At 72.1% G+C, this 13839-nt stretch carries 12 protein-coding genes; 6 read left to right on the top strand and 6 right to left on the bottom strand.

Going from position 1 to position 13839, the window contains the following annotated elements; genetic code table 11:
• Positions 1 to 36 precede the first annotated feature (36 nt).
• The 3 genes from ABEB06_RS21445 to ABEB06_RS21435 all read right to left on the bottom strand — a co-directional run bounded on the left by ABEB06_RS21445 (position 37) and on the right by ABEB06_RS21435 (position 2421).
• Complete coding sequence (locus ABEB06_RS21445; protein WP_345698491.1) at positions 37 to 873, bottom strand: sulfurtransferase; 837 nt, start codon at positions 871 to 873, stop codon at positions 37 to 39.
• A 477-nt stretch (positions 874 to 1350) separates the two neighbouring features.
• Positions 1351 to 2019 (bottom strand): LmeA family phospholipid-binding protein, encoded by a 669-nt coding sequence (locus ABEB06_RS21440; RefSeq protein ID WP_345698490.1) that lies wholly within the window; start codon positions 2017 to 2019, stop codon positions 1351 to 1353.
• Positions 2020 to 2115: 96 nt separating this feature from the next.
• Positions 2116 to 2421 (bottom strand): MoaD/ThiS family protein, encoded by a 306-nt coding sequence (locus ABEB06_RS21435; RefSeq protein ID WP_345698489.1) that lies wholly within the window; start codon positions 2419 to 2421, stop codon positions 2116 to 2118.
• 605 nt (positions 2422 to 3026) lie between these two features.
• Here ABEB06_RS21435 and ABEB06_RS21430 point away from each other — a divergent pair.
• From ABEB06_RS21430 to ABEB06_RS21410, 5 genes are all read left to right on the top strand, one after another.
• Positions 3027 to 3761 carry a response regulator transcription factor gene (locus ABEB06_RS21430; protein WP_345698488.1) on the top strand — a complete coding sequence of 245 codons (735 nt, stop codon included), beginning with the start codon at positions 3027 to 3029 and terminating at the stop codon, positions 3759 to 3761.
• A gap of 68 nt (positions 3762 to 3829) precedes the next feature.
• Positions 3830 to 4870, top strand: coding sequence for a LacI family DNA-binding transcriptional regulator (locus tag ABEB06_RS21425; protein WP_345698487.1), 1041 nt, complete (start codon positions 3830 to 3832; stop codon positions 4868 to 4870).
• 89 nt (positions 4871 to 4959) lie between these two features.
• Positions 4960 to 6036, top strand: coding sequence for a S1C family serine protease (locus tag ABEB06_RS21420; RefSeq protein WP_345698486.1), 1077 nt, complete (start codon positions 4960 to 4962; stop codon positions 6034 to 6036).
• Between the two features lie 60 nt (positions 6037 to 6096).
• Positions 6097 to 6870, top strand: a complete 774-nt coding sequence (locus tag ABEB06_RS21415) for a response regulator transcription factor (protein ID WP_345698485.1) — start codon at positions 6097 to 6099, stop codon at positions 6868 to 6870.
• Positions 6871 to 6929: 59 nt separating this feature from the next.
• A complete protein-coding gene (locus ABEB06_RS21410) occupies positions 6930 to 8402 on the top strand; it encodes a sensor histidine kinase (protein WP_345698484.1) in 1473 nt (490 codons plus the stop codon).
• 61 nt (positions 8403 to 8463) lie between these two features.
• Here ABEB06_RS21410 and ABEB06_RS21405 read toward each other — a convergent pair whose 3' ends face one another.
• A complete protein-coding gene (locus ABEB06_RS21405) occupies positions 8464 to 10269 on the bottom strand; it encodes a bifunctional metallophosphatase/5'-nucleotidase (RefSeq protein WP_345698483.1) in 1806 nt (601 codons plus the stop codon).
• 163 nt (positions 10270 to 10432) lie between these two features.
• On the opposite strand from ABEB06_RS21405, the gene ABEB06_RS21400 reads away from it, so the two are divergent.
• Positions 10433 to 10873 carry a hypothetical protein gene (locus tag ABEB06_RS21400; RefSeq protein ID WP_345698482.1) on the top strand — a complete coding sequence of 147 codons (441 nt, stop codon included), beginning with the start codon at positions 10433 to 10435 and terminating at the stop codon, positions 10871 to 10873.
• A 25-nt stretch (positions 10874 to 10898) separates the two neighbouring features.
• On the opposite strand, the gene ABEB06_RS21395 is transcribed toward ABEB06_RS21400, so the two are convergent.
• Both ABEB06_RS21395 and ABEB06_RS21390 read right to left on the bottom strand, forming a co-directional pair.
• Complete coding sequence (locus tag ABEB06_RS21395; protein WP_345698481.1) at positions 10899 to 12245, bottom strand: ATP-binding protein; 1347 nt, start codon at positions 12243 to 12245, stop codon at positions 10899 to 10901.
• Between the two features lie 16 nt (positions 12246 to 12261).
• Positions 12262 to 13836 carry an SCO6880 family protein gene (locus ABEB06_RS21390; protein WP_345698480.1) on the bottom strand — a complete coding sequence of 525 codons (1575 nt, stop codon included), beginning with the start codon at positions 13834 to 13836 and terminating at the stop codon, positions 12262 to 12264.
• Between the last annotated feature and the right edge of the window lie 3 nt (positions 13837 to 13839).

Here is a 13839-nt window from a genome sequence, read left to right as displayed (position 1 = left end):
GTCTTGTGTTCCCTTCTTGTGCTTCGAGCCGGTGGCTCAGTTGGAGCCGAGCTCGATCGGCACGCCGACGAGGCTGCCGTACTCGGTCCAGGAGCCGTCGTAGTTCTTGACGTTCTCCTGGCCCAGCAGCTCGTGCAGGACGAACCAGGTGAGCGCGGAGCGCTCGCCGATCCGGCAGTAGGCGATGGTGTCCTTCGCCAGGTCGACGCCCTCGGCCTGGTAGAGCGCCGCGAGCTCCTCGTCGCTCTTGAAGGTGCCGTCGTCGTTGGCGTTCTTCGCCCACGGGATGTTCTTCGCGGTCGGGACGTGGCCCGGACGCTGCGACTGCTCCTGCGGGAGGTGGGCCGGGGCGAGCAGCTTGCCGGAGAACTCGTCGGGCGAGCGGACGTCGACCAGGTTCAGGTTGCCGATCGCGTTGACCACGTCGTCGCGGAAGGCGCGGATCGAGGAGTCGGCGGCCTGGGCGGTGTACTGGGTGGCGGCGCGGGTCGGCACCTCGACGACCAGCTCGCGGGAGTCGAGCTCCCACTTCTTGCGGCCGCCGTCCAGCAGGCGGACGTCACCGTGGCCGTAGAGCTTGAAGTACCAGTAGGCGTACGAGGCGAACCAGTTGTTGTTGCCGCCGTACAGCACCACGGTGTCGTCGTTGGCGATGCCCTTGGCGCTGAGCAGCGCCTCGAAGCCGGCCTGGTCGATGAAGTCGCGGCGGACCGGGTCCTGGAGGTCGGTCTTCCAGTCGATCCGGACGGCGTTGCGGATGTGGTTCTTCTCGTAGGCGGAGGTGTCCTCGTCGACCTCGACGATGACGACCTTCGGGTCGTCCAGGCGGGCCTGGACCCAGTCGGCGTCGACCAGGACGTCGCTGCGGCTCATGGTGATGTCTCCATCCGGGGGCGGTGTGGCGGAAGGTGCTGCTGCTTCGGGGTGCGCGCCACCATCCGAGCATCTGTCCGAATGTCGAGACAGGGCGGATCACGGGTGACGCATGAGGTCAGTCTGGAAGGCGGAAGCGCCGGGGAAATCGGACAGGCCGGGAGATACCGGTCAGAACTGCCCGGTCAGCGCATTCGACAGAGGCAGCTCGACACGCGGCAGTGGTCTACCGCCCGCCGCTTCGTGAGGTCTGCCTGTCGCTTCATGGGGACGATGCTAGGGACACTCAAGGGCTGCTGTCATCAGCGTGTCGAATGCTGAGACCAGAACGGTCGGATGCTGAGATTTGCCCCGGCGCCGCCCAGGCGGGAGGCGGCAGGGGGTGGCCGGACCGCCTCCGCGGGCACCCGGGGAGGCGCTCCGCGGGCCGCGTCTGGACGGGCCGTCTCGCGGATCGGGACGGCGGGAGCCGCCCGCTCAGCCGATCAGGCTGAGGTTGCTGCCGGTGAACTCGAGCCGCAGGCCGTCGCTCTGCGGTGCGGCCGAGGCCAGGTTGAGCCCGGCCGGCAGGTTGGTCAGGGTGAACCGCCGGGCGTTCAGCCTGTCTCCCGCCATCCCCTTCAACGCCGCCGCGGCGCCGGTGAGTTGGAGGTCGTCCACGATCACCGTGTTGCCCTCGTTGCGCAGCCGGCCCTCGATCGCCCCGCCCGGCACCACCGACTTCACCCGGCCCGGCCCGGCGTACTCCAGCCCCAGCGGCACCACGCCGACGGTCAGCCTGGACAGGTCCGCGTAACTGATCAGCCCGCTGCCGCTGCCGCTGCGCACGGTGGCGTCGCGGTACGAGTCGGCGACCTTCACCCCGGATAGCCGGGCCTGGAAGGAGTGCAGCGCGACCTGCTCCCGGCCGTTGCTGACCGTCATGCCGTCGGCGGTCAGCCGCACCTCGTCGAACTCGCCGGACAGCGCCTGGGTGAGGAAGGGGAAGCCCTCGATGGTGACCTCGGGCCGGGAGCCGACCCGGCCGCTGCTCACCAGCTTGTCGGCGGCCTCGTCCTCGGCCACCCCGACCGCCAGCCGGTCGGCCCCGACCAGCAGGCCGGCCAGCACGGCCAGGCCGATCAGTGCCTTCACCGGTCCACGCATCGCCACTTCCCCCAGCCTCGGTACGCCTCGGGAGTACGACGATCACACCCCGAGCCCTGGTTCCCCTGTTCCGTCCCGCGCCCGCCCGCGGGCCGCTCAGCCGCCGGCGAAGGGCGGCAGCGCCTCGACCGTCCACCCCTCGGACAGCTCGACCTCGGCGTGGTCCCGCCCGCCGACCGGGTCGCCGTCCACCAGGAAGGAGCAGATCCCGAGCACCTTGAGCAGCTGCGGCCGGTCCGCGTGCCGGCTCCGGGCCCCGGCCAGCGCCTCGGCCAGGGTCGCGGCCTCGTAGCGCTCCTCCGCGGTCCCGGCGGCGGACTTGGCGGCCGCCCAGTAGCGGAGGGTCCCGCTCACCCGCGCGGGTGAGGCGGGCGTGGCGCGGACGTCGGCGGTGGCGGTCATGGCAGAGCCCTTCCAGGTGGTCCTCGCCCGGTGCGGCGGCCGGCTCGGTGCCGGGCCGCCCACGCCAAGGTGTACACGTACCGTGCGGCCGGTGCGGCCTCCATGATGGACCGACCGGCCCCCCGGGCGGCAATACCCCACGTCCCCGGCAGCGCGCCAAGTGTCGATAGTCACGGCCGGAAGGTGCCGCAATCGGCCGCGCGCACGCTGCGCGCCCCTCCCGGAGCGGGGTGTGGTCGGCTATTCTCGTGGCGTAAGGGATCCGGGCAGAGTCGCCCCCGGGTCCTTTTGTGCTTTCAGGACGCCAGTACGGACGTGCTTGCGAACCCGGTGCCCCACCCGCACCGCTCGCACGTACGGACGACCCCACCGGGGCGCCACAACGAGGTGCGCGCCGCCGGCGGGACAGACCGGAAGGTTCGCGGATGGGCAGCAGGTCAGCGGCACGGCGCAGGGGTTGCGGGACCTCGCACGCGCCGGGGCGGCCGTCCTGCCCAGCGGCGTATCGGCCGGTTCTGCGGGCGCTCCCCCACCCAACCCCGCGGAAGGACCGGTCCCCCCGGTGCCCCGCGACCGCGACCACCCGGAAAGGGGACTAACCGGGTATGAGTTCTCTCCTCCTGCTCACCAACGCCCTCCAGCCGTCCGCCGAGGTCCTGCCCGCGCTCGGCCTGCTGCTGCACAACGTGCGGGTCGCCCCGGCCGAGGGGTCCGCCCTGGTGGACACCCCGAGCGCCGACGTCATCCTGGTCGACGGCCGCCGGGACCTGCCGCAGATCCGCAGCCTGTGCCAGCTGCTGCGCTCCACCGGCATCGGCTGCCCGCTGATCCTGGTGGTCACCGAGGGCGGCCTGGCCGCCGTCACCGCCGAGTGGGGCATCGACGACGTCCTGCTGGACACCGCCGGCCCGGCCGAGGTCGAGGCCCGGCTGCGGCTGGCCATGGGCCGGCTCCAGGTCGCCGTGGACGACAGCCCGATGGAGATCCGCAACGGCGACCTGTCGGTCGACGAGGCCACCTACTCCGCCAAGCTGAAGGGCCGGGTGCTCGACCTGACCTTCAAGGAGTTCGAGCTGCTCAAGTACCTGGCGCAGCACCCGGGCCGGGTCTTCACCCGGGCCCAGCTGCTCCAGGAGGTCTGGGGCTACGACTACTTCGGCGGCACCCGCACGGTGGACGTGCACGTCCGGCGGCTGCGCGCCAAGCTCGGCGTCGAGCACGAGCAGCTGATCGGCACCGTGCGCAACGTCGGCTACCGCTTCGTGGTGCCGGAGAAGGCGGAGAAGGGCGAGCGGGCGGGTGCCGAGCAGCCGCGGGCGGCGGCCACCCGCGAGGCCTGACCAGGATTGTTGCCAAGGTGTGAGCAGGGAGCCGACCGACGGGTGGACCACCCGCGTAGACTCCCTGCGTGGCCAAGGTGACGCGCGACGATGTAGCCCGACTGGCTGGGACCTCGACCGCGGTCGTCAGCTACGTCATCAACAACGGGCCGCGCCCGGTCGCGCCCGCGACCAGGGAGAAGGTCCTGGCCGCGATCGAGCAGCTCGGCTACCGGCCGAACAGCGTCGCCCAGGCCATGGCCTCCCGCCGCACCAACCTGATCGGCATGGTGGTGCCCGACGCCCGCCAGCCGTTCTTCGCGGAGATGGCGCACGCCGTGGAACGGGCCGCCTCCGAGCGCGGCAAGCTGGTGCTGATCGGCAACTCCGACTACGTGGACGACCGCGAGGTGCACTACGTCCGCGCCTTCCTCGGCATGCGGGTGTCCGGGCTGATCCTGGTCAGCCAGGGCCCCTCGCAGCGGGCCGCCGAGGAGTTCGCCGCGATGGAGGGCGCCAAGGTGGTGCTGCTGCACCGCCGCCCCGAGGCGATCGACGACGTCGCGGTGGTCACCGACGACGTCGGCGGCGCCGAGGCCGCCGTCCGCCACCTGCTGGAGGTCCACGGCCACCCGTACGTGGTCTGCTTCGGCGGCCCGGTGGAGTCCCCCGCGCCCGGCGACCCGGTCATCGACCACGTCGAGGGCTGGGAGCGCGCGATGTCCGCGCACGGCCTGCCCACCGAACCGCACCTGGTCGACGCCCCCTTCCACCGCTACGGCGCGTACGAGGTGGCCGTCGAGCTGCTGCGCTCCGAGAACCGCCCGCCGGCGATCTTCTGCTCCACCGACGACCAGGCGATCGGCGTGCTGCGGGCCGCCCGCGAGGTCGGCCTGCGGGTGCCGCAGGACCTGGCGGTGGCCGGCTTCGACGACGTCCCGGAGGCGGCGCTCGCCGACCCGCCGCTGACCACCGTCGCCTCGGACCGGGACGCGATGGCCCGGGCCGCCGTCGACCTGGTGCTGGACGACTCGCTGATGGTGCCCGGCAGCGACACCGAGCGGGTCCGGAAGTTCGAGTCGCGGCTGGTCGTGCGGCGTTCCTGCGGCTGCGGAGAACCCTCGGCCTGACCAGGCTTTATGAGAAGCTGACGGGCTTCTCGGACAGCTCTGACCACGCTCTCATCGAGTTCTCACGAACCGGGCGGACGTTGGTTGCCATGAGCGACGACCAGTACCCCCAGCAGCCGTACCCGTACGAGCCCCGGCAGCCGCACCCCGGGCACCCGTACCCGGAGCAGCCCGCCGAGGCGCCGACCGCCCACGTCGTCGAGGGCACCGTGCTGCACAGCACCCAGGAGCCCGACCCGCCCGAGCGGGGCGGCCGTGCCGGGCGGGGCTTCCTCAAGGGCCGCCTCGCCCTGGTCACCGCCGTGGCCGCGGCCGCCGCGATGCTCGGCGGCGTCACCGGCGGAGTGCTCGCCCAGGCCGACCGGCACTCCTCGGCGTCCGGGACCACCGTGGTCAGCCCGGTCTCCGCCAAGTCGGACGGCAGCGCGGACGTCTCCGCGATAGCCGCCGCCGTCTCCCCCGCCGTCGTCCAGCTGACCGTGAAGACCTCCGGCGGAACCGCGACCGGCACCGGCGTGGTCATCACCTCCGGCGGGCAGATCCTCACCAACTACCACGTGGTCTCCGGCGCGGTCGACGGCGGCGGGCAGATCACCGTCACCTTCAAGGACGGGAAGACCACGACCGCCACCGTCACCGGCACCGACAAGTCCCTGGACGCCGCCGTCGTCACCGCCTCCGGCGTCAGCGGGCTGACCGCCGCAGCCCTCGGCGACTCCGACGCCGTCCAGGTCGGCGACTCGGTGGTCGCCATCGGCAATCCGGAGGGCCTCACCGGCACCGTCACCTCCGGCATCATCAGCGCCAAGGACCGCAAGGTCACCGTCCAGGTCGACGAGTCCACCACCAGCGGCAACGGCGGCTTCGGCTTCCCGAACCTGCCCGGGATGCGCGGCTCCACCTCCTCCGGCGGCTCCTCCGCCGGCGACACCGCCACCTACCAGGCGCTGCAGACCGACGCCGCGCTCAACCCCGGCAACTCCGGGGGCCCGCTGATCAACGCCGCCGGGCAGGTCATCGGCATCAACTCGGCGATGTACTCGGCCTCCGGCTCCAGCTCCACCGCCGGCTCCTCCACCGCGGGCAGCGTCGGCCTCGGCTTCGCCATCCCGATCGACAGCGTCAAGCAGGTCCTGCCGAAGATGCAGGCCGGTCAGAACCTGTAGTCAGCCACTGTCCGACGGACAATGGCCACACCATCACGGACACCGAGAGGGCCCGAGCCGATGAATCCCCCCGCCGACGACCGCACCCCCGCCGAGGCCCAGGGCGCCGGAGCCCGCGTCCTCGTGGTCGACGACGAACCCGCCCTGCGGGACGCCCTGGAGAGCAGCCTCGCCTTCGAGGGCTACCAGGTGGTCACCGCCACCGACGGCTACGAGGCCCTGGAGGCGGTCGAACGCGAGCACCCCGACCTGGTGCTGCTCGACATCATGATGCCCCGGATGGACGGCCTGACCGCCGTCCGCCGGATGCGCTCCCGCGGCGACTCCGTCCCGGTCCTGATGCTCACCGCCCGCGACGCCGTCGGCGACCGCGTCACCGGCCTCGACGTCGGCGCCGACGACTACCTCGCCAAGCCCTTCGAACTCGACGAACTGCTCGCCCGGGTCCGGGCCCTGCTCCGGCGCAACGCGCTCGCCGCCGAGGCCGCCGCGCGGATCGCCGGCGGCGACGACGAGGACGAGGTGCTCGCCTTCGCCGATCTGCGGATGAACACCGCGACCCGGGAGGTCACCCGCGACGGCAAGCCGATCGAACTGACCCGCACCGAGTTCATGCTGCTGGAGATGTTCCTCTCCCACCCCCGCCAGGTGCTGACCCGGGAACAGATCCTCAAGGCCGTCTGGGGCTTCGACTTCGAGCCCTCCTCCAACTCGCTCGACGTGTACGTGATGTACCTGCGCCGCAAGACCGAGCAGGGCGGCATGCCGCGGCTGATCCAGACCGTGCGCGGCGTCGGCTACGCCCTGCGCGCCGCGACCGGCGCCGCGGCGTGAAGCGGCTCGGCCGGCTGACGGGGTGGTTCCGCGGCAGATCGCTGCGGAGCAGGCTGGCCATGCTCACCGCCGCCGCCGTGGCGGTCACCATCGCGCTCGCCGCGCTCGCGTGCTGGTTCGTCGTGGAGGGGAAGCTCTACGACCAGGTCCGCAACGATCTGGCGCGCGCGCCGTACGACGTGATGAGCAACTGGCGGCTGGGCCGCAGCCCGGTCCAGGTCGCCGAGTGCGACACCACGGCGGCGGGCGCGGTGGAGAAGGCCCAGGCGACCGCCGCGAAGCTGGAGAGCACCACCGGCGGGACGGGCACCCCCGGCCCGCGGCCCGGCGCGGCCGGCCCGTGGAACGTCCAACTGCTCTCCGAGAGCGGCGACGTCTGCGCGCCGTTGAGCAGCCCCTACAAGGCCTTCAAGATCGAACCGTCCGACGTGGACGCGACCACGCTCGGATGGCACAAGGCCACCTACCGCGACGGGTCGTACGTCGACGGGACGCCCGCCATGGTCCGGCAGAGCAGTTGGACGGGAACGCTGGTGGACGCCGACGGGAAGACGACCACCGGGACGTTCGTGATGCTCACGGCGGTGCCGGTCACCAGTGTCCACGAGTCGCTCCAGCAGCTGGCGCTGGTACTGCTCGGAGTGGCGGCGGTCGGCGTGATCGGTGCCGGTGCGACGGGTCGGGTGGTGGCGCGGTCGGCGCTCAAGCCGGTGGACGACCTGACGGACGCGGTGGAGCACATCGCGCGGACGGAGGAGGTCGGGACGACCATCCCCGTCCACGGGAAGGACGAGATCGCGCGGCTGTCGACCTCGTTCAACTCGATGTCGACGGCGCTGCTGAACTCGCGGGAGCGGCAGACCCGGCTGATCGCCGACGCCGGGCACGAGCTGCGTACGCCGCTGACCTCGCTGCGGACCAACGTGGACCTGCTGATCCGCTCGGACGAGACCGGGCGGGCGCTGCCGCCGGCGACGCGGCAGAAGCTGCTGGGGAGCATGAAGGCGCAGATGCAGGAGCTGACCGTGCTGATCGGCGACCTGTTGCAGCTGTCGCGGCCGGATTCGCCGCGGCCGGGCGGGAGTCCGGCGGTGGTGGCGTTCCACGAGATCGTCGACCGGGCCGTGGAGCGGGGCAGGCTGCGCGGACCGGGCCTGCGGTTCGAGGTGTCGGTGGAGCCCTGGTACGTGCGCGGGGACGCGGCGGCGCTGGAGCGGGCGGTGGTGAACCTGCTGGACAACGCGGTGAAGTACTCGCCGCCGGGCGGGACGGTGGCGGTGGAGCTGCGGCAGGGCCGGCTGGTGGTCCGCGACCACGGCCCGGGCATTCCGGCGGACGAACTGCCGTACGTCTTCGACCGGTTCTGGCGGTCGCCGTCCTCCCGGCAGCTGCCGGGGTCGGGGCTCGGGCTGTCGATCGTGGCGCAGACGGTGCGGGAGACCGACGGCGAGGTGGCGCTCGGCCCGGCGCCGGACGGCGGTGCGGGGACGCAGGCGACGATGCGGCTGCCGGGCCGGTCGGACCGGCCGTAGCGACGGCGGAGGGGCGGGGCACCCGACCGGTGCCCCGCCCCTCACTGGTCCGGAGCAGGTGTCAGTCGACGTCCTGGCCGACACCGATGATCTTGATGCGGTCCTGGGCCGGGGCGGCCAGCGGGGCCGCCGCCGTGGAGTTGGCGGTCAGGTAGGCGGTGAACAGGTCCAGGTCGGACGCGCCCACCAGCTTGTCGGTGCCGGCCGCGAAGGCCGGGAAGCCGTCGCCGCCGCCGGCCAGGAACTCGTTGGCCGCGACCCGGTAGCCGGCGGTCGGGTCGATCGCCGCACCGTTCAGCTTGACCGAGTCGACCAGGACGCGGGCGGCGCCGGTCTTGTTCATGTCCAGGGTGTAGGTCAGGCCCTTGGAGCTCTGCAGGATCTTCGGCGCGGCCTCGTTGAGGCCGCTGACCTGCTGCTGCAGCAGCTGGATCAGCTGGGCGCCGGTCAGCGTCTTGACCTGCATCATGTTGGTGAACGGCTGGACGGTGAAGGCCTCGCCGTAGGTCACCACGCCGTCGCCCTCGCTGCCGGAGGCCTTGAAGACCAGGTCGGAGCGGATGCCGCCGGGGTTCATGAAGGCGACCTGGGCGCCGCCCTTCTCGGCGGGCGCGAGGCCGGCCAGCTGGGCGTCGGCGATCACGTCACCGAGCGGCTTCTCCAGGTCGCCGGAGCCGCGGCCGTTGATGTCCCCGGCGATGAAGCCCACCGCGCGGCCGGCGATCGGGGCGGCCAGCTTGGAGTAGTACGCGATCAGGTCGGTCATGTCCGGGGCCTTGTCCACCGTGCGGCGCACGATGTGGTTGGCGGCGGTCACCGACGGCCGGACGATCGCGCCGGTGCGCTTGTCCAGCTTGAGGTTGATCTCGGTGAACAGCCGGCCGAAGGACGCGGCACTGGTCACCGAGCGCGGGACGCCGTTCGGGTCCGGGATGGCGCAGGAGTACGCGTTGTGGGTGTGGCCGGTGACGATCGCGCCGATGGCCGGGTCGAGGTTCTTGGCGATGTCGACGATGGGGCCGGAGATGCCCGCGCCGGCGGCGCCGCAGTCGTAGTTGTAGACCTGGCTGGCCGGGAGGCCGCCCTCGTGGATCAGCGCGACGATCGAGTTGACGCCCCTGCGCTTGAGCTCGGCGGCGTACTTGTTGATCGTCTCGACCTCGTCGCCGAACTTCAGGCCCTTGACGCCCTCGGCGGTGACGATGTTCGGCGTGCCCTCCAGGGTCGCGCCGATGAAGCCGACCTTGACCCCGTGGACGTTCTTGATCCAGTACGGGTCGAGGATCGGCTTGCCGGTCTTCTCGTTGGTGACGTTGGCCGCCAGGTACTCGAAGTCCGCGCCCTTGAACTTGCGGCCCTTCACGTAGCAGCCGTCGGTCGGGTGGCAGCCGCCGTTCTGCAGGCGCAGCAGCTCGGTCTTGCCCTCGTCGAACTCGTGGTTGCCGACGCTGGTGACGTCCAGGCCGAGCTTGTTCATCGCCTCCACGGTCGGCTCGTCGTGGAAGAGCGCGGAGACCAGCGGGCTGGCGCCGACCAGGTCGCCGGCGGCGACGGTGACGGTGTTGGGGTGGCCCTGGCGGGCCTGGCGCAGCGCGGTGGCCAGGTACTCGACGCCGCCGGCCGGGGTGGAGACGGTCGCGCCGGTGGCGTCGATCTCCTTGACGGTGCCGGAGGAGCCGGCCGGGGGCTCCAGGTTGCCGTGCAGGTCGTTGATGGCGAGCAGCTGGAGGTCCTCGGTCTTCGGCTTGTTCCAGCCGTGGCCGTGGGCCTGGGCGACGCCAGGGAGGGCCATCGTGCCGAAGAGGGTGGCGGCGGCGACGAAGGCCAGCGCCGTTCGGCGGCGGCCGATCGAGGCGGAAATGGGCATGCGGGTTCCCCTGCACCGTCGGGGCCCCACATCAGCGTGGGGGCCGGGCGTGGTGTGACCAGTGCAGCCTAGGGTCAACGCGCGTAGCTGTCAGGGTCTCAGACGTAACGAGAGGGTTTCCAGCCGCCGACCTGCGGCTTGAGTACCGGTACTGTGGCCCACCATGACGCTGCGCAACACCCGGACGGCCGCCTTCGCGGTGGCCGCGTACTGGCTGGCCGGGCTGCTGGTCGCCGTCGGCCACGTCCTGCTGTCGGTCCGTCCGTTCGGCGGGTCCGCGGACGCGCCCGGCGAGGACGGGCTGGTGCGGGCCGTCCAGGCGATCGTCGAACTCGGCGCCGGCGCGACCCTGCTGGTCCCCGCGGTGCTCTGGCTGGCGGCCGCGATCCGGCTGGGCGGACGGCGCCGCTCGGGCCGCTCGCTGCTGATCGCCGCCGCCGTGTACGGCACGGTCAACGCCGCCGCGCTGGTCCTGGTGGCCTGGGCGCTCGCCCCGTGGCCGCCGACCTACGGCTACCTGGCGCTGGGCAGCGTGCTGGGCCTGGCGGTCCTGCCGCTGGCCACCAGGCCCGAACTGCTCGCCGAACTCACCGTCGCGGGCTGAGCCCCGACCCGGTGCCCTCCGACCCTCAGCGCCGGGGCTCGGCGGCCAGCAGCTGTTCGGCGCGCTCCCGCTCGGCGACCGCGTCCTCGGTCATCGCGCGGTCGGTGTACACCAGCGGGCGCTCCGACTCGGTGATGATGTGCTTGACCACCTGCACATTGCCGTTGACGTCCCAGACCGCGATGCCGGGCGACAGGGTCGGGATGATCTCCACCGCCCAGCGCGGCAGGCCCAGCACCCGGCCGGTGGCTCTCGCCTCCTCGGCCTTCTGCATGTAGATGGTCCGGGTGGAGGCCATCTTGAGGATCGCCGAGGCCTCCTTGGCGGCCGCGCCGTCCACCACGTCGGACAGGTGGTGGACCACCGCCACGAAGGACAGCCCGAGCCGGCGGCCGAACTTCAGCAGCCGCTGGAACAGCTGGGCCACGAAAGGGCTGTTGATGATGTGCCAGGCCTCTTCGACCAGGAAGATCCGTTTCACCCGGTCGGGCCGCAGCCAGGTGTGCTCCAGCCAGACGCCGACGATCGCCATCAGGATCGGCATCGCGATCGAGTTGCGGTCGATGTGCGAGAGGTCGAAGACGATCAGCGGCGCGTCCAGGTCGATGCCCGCGGTGGTCGGGCCGTCGAACATGCCGCGCAGGTCGCCGTCGACCAGCCGGTCCAGCACCAGGGCCACGTCCAGGCCCCAGGACTGCACCTCGCCCACCTCCACGCCGAGCGACTCCACCGCCGACAGGTCGGGGTTGCGCAGCGTGTCGATGATGTCGTCGAGCACCGGCTGACGGTCCTTCACCGTGGCGTGCACGTACGCGTGCGCGGCCTTCAGCGCGAAGCCGGCCCGCTCCTCCAGCGGGCGGGCCATCGCCACCTCGATGATGGTGCGCAGCAGCGACAGCTGGCCGGTGGTGGTGATCGCCGGGTCCAGCGGGTTGAGCTTCACCCCGCCGTCCCGGGCCGCCATCGGGTCCAGCCGGATCGACTTTATGCCCAGCGCGTCGGCGATCAGGTTCCACTCGCCGACGCCGTCCTCGCCCTGCGCGTCCAGCACCACCACCTGGCGGTCCCGGAAGCGCAGCTGGCGCAGCACGTACGTCTTCTCCAGCGCCGACTTGCCGTTGCCGGACTCGCCCAGCACCAGCCAGTGCGGGGCGGGCAGCTGCTGGCCGTACAGCTGGAACGGGTCGTAGACGTAGCCCTTCCCGCTGTACACCTCGCGCCCGATGATCACCCCGGAGTCGCCGAGGCCGGGCGCCGCGGTCGGCAGGTAGACCGCCTGCGCCTGGCCGGTGGAGGTGCGCACCGGCAGCCGGGTGGTCTCCACCTTGCCGAACATCATGCTGGTGAAGGCGTCGGTGAGTCTGCTGAGCATCTGCGGCCTCCAGGGGTCAGCGGCGGATGCCGGTGGCGAACGGCAGGGTGTTGGCGAAGGCCCGGTGGTGCTCGCGGTCGCACCACTCCAGCTTCAGGTAGCTCTTGCCCGCCGAGGCGCGGATGGTCCGCTTGTCACGGGCCAGCGCCTCGGGGCTGCGGGAGGAGACCGTCAGGTACCCCACCAGGTTGACGCCGGCCGCGCCGGAGGCGAGGTCGTCGCCGCGCTGGTCGACCCGGCCGGTGTGCGCCAGGTCCCGCGGGTCGATGGTGCGGTTCATCTTCGCCGCGCGGTTGGCCTCGGCCTCGTCGTTGGTCTTCTCGGTGAGCATCCGCTCGATCGCGACGTCGGTCGGCTCCAGGTCCATGGTCACCGCGACGGTGCGGATCACGTCCGGGGTGTGCACCAGCAGCGGGGCCAGGAAGTTCACGCCCACCGGGGTGAGCGGCCACTCCTTGACCCAGGCGGTGGCGTGGCACCACGGGTCGCGGGTGGCCGCCTCCCGGGTCTTCGCGGTCAGGTACTGCGGATGGGTCGCGTCCAGCTCGGCCGGCCAGGCGTTGCGCCTGCTCATCGCCTGGATGTGGTCGATCGGGTGGTCCGGGTCGTACATCGAGTGGATCAGCGAGGCGAGGCGCGCCTGCCCCAGCGGCTGCCGCACCCGGATGTCCGCCTCCGCGAGGCGGGCGCAGATGTCGGTCAGCTCACGGGCCATCACGGTGGCCAGGCCGTCGTCGTCCCGGGCCCGCCGGCCGTCCGCGGTGCGGCCCATCGCGTGCGCCTCGGCCGCCAGGTCGCGGGTGTAGTGCATGCAGGCCACCAGGTACGCCCGGTGCTGCTCCGAGGAGGTCGACACCATCGACTGCAGCTGGTCGTAGCTGTCCTTCAGCCAGCGCGGGGCCGTCCGGTCGCCGCGCCGCTCCACGTCCTTGGCGTGCGCGTCCGGGTCGGCCGGCAGCGTGCGGGCCAGCATCTGCAGCCGGGTCACGAAGCCGTCGCCGTTCGCCACGTGCTTCAGCAGCGTGCCGAACCGGTCGACCAGCGCCTCCTGGTCCTCCGAGTCGCGCAGGCCCACGCCCGGGCCCTCGATCTCGATCGCCGCCGTCACCGTGCGCCGCTCCAGGTGCATCAGCACCGCGACCTCGTCCGGGCCGAACGGCGCGCTCAGCCAGCGCAGCCGCCCCACCCCCGGCGGCGGGCCGATCTCCACCTCGCGGCCGTCCAGCCGGGTGCCGAGCTCGTGCACGTCCGGCTTCCACAGCGCCCGGCCGCTGCGCACCGTCCGCCGGTAGGTCCGGTTGATCTCCACCCACTTGTAGAACGTCCGGCGCCGGTAGGGCACGTACACCGCCATGATCGCGAGCAGCGGCAGGCCCACCAGGCCCGCGATCCGCAGCGGGAGGACGGGCATCAGCAGGCCCCACATCATGCCGAGGAACGCGCCGAAGATGATCAGCACGATCTCGCCGGTCTCCCGGTTGCGGCCGATCGGCGCGTTGGGGCGCGACTTGCCGATCAGGTACGTCCGGCGCTGGTGCACGTACGGCTGGGCGTACTGGGTGCCGTACTGGCCGAGCGGTTCGCTGCTCACCTA

The sequence above is a fragment of the Kitasatospora terrestris genome (assembly GCF_039542905.1).
Classification (GTDB): Bacteria; Actinomycetota; Actinomycetes; order Streptomycetales; family Streptomycetaceae; genus Kitasatospora; species Kitasatospora terrestris.
Note: the sequence above shows the minus strand (reverse complement) of the source record. Positions and strands in the feature narration are given on the sequence as shown.